At 61.1% G+C, this 591-nt stretch carries 2 protein-coding genes; both read left to right on the top strand.

From position 1 onward, the window contains the following. The coding region (locus HUS66_RS18180; protein ID WP_175072448.1) for a transketolase-like TK C-terminal-containing protein at nt 1-171 on the top strand (171 nt) is incomplete at its 5' end. A gap of 36 nt (nt 172-207) precedes the next feature. Continuing rightward, nucleotides 208-357, top strand: a complete 150-nt coding sequence (locus HUS66_RS17375; protein ID WP_175072447.1) for a hypothetical protein — start codon at nt 208-210, stop codon at nt 355-357. The last annotated feature ends 234 nt before the right edge of the window (nt 358-591 follow it).

The following is a 591-nucleotide window of genomic DNA, read 5'->3' as shown; positions in this document are numbered from 1 at the left end:
GTGGCGATCGAAGCCGGTCATCGTGACTACTGGTTCAAGTATGTCGGCCTGAACGGCGACATCATCGGCATGGAGACCTTCGGGGAATCCGCGCCGGCCGGCGACCTGTTCAAGCACTTCGGCTTCACGGTCGAGAACGTGGTCGAACGCGCCAACAAGCTGCTGGGCTGATCACCGCCTGAGCCACCCCGTCGATGACGGGGTGGGATGCAGATCGACGCCGCCGCCTCCCACTGGGAGCGGCGGCGTTTTCGTCTGTGCGACACTCGGGAAGACCTCAAGCGTCACCGGCTGTCGCCTGTAGTCGACGTGGCTCACACGAGTCGCGGTCGTGATGACACGATTCATCCTGCATGAGCGGTCATTCTCCAGCGACCGTACCCATGAAAGACAGCGCAGACGGCGACTACACAACCCCACCAGTTGGGTAGTGTGACTACGTGTCCTTAGACGAAAAAAACCAGAAATCAGGCGCTTGCGCGCCTTTCGCTCCCTCCGCCCAGCAAAGCGATGCGCTACCATGGACCCCCTGAAAAATACTCGGAACACGACATCCTTGAACCACCAGCCGCCTCTGTCCACCGCCGACGC

It is taken from the genome of Onishia taeanensis, assembly GCF_013349955.1.
Taxonomy (GTDB): Bacteria; Pseudomonadota; Gammaproteobacteria; order Pseudomonadales; family Halomonadaceae; genus Onishia; species Onishia taeanensis_B.
The sequence above is the reverse complement of the archived record's forward strand: the minus strand, read 5'-3'. Positions and strand labels throughout refer to the sequence as shown.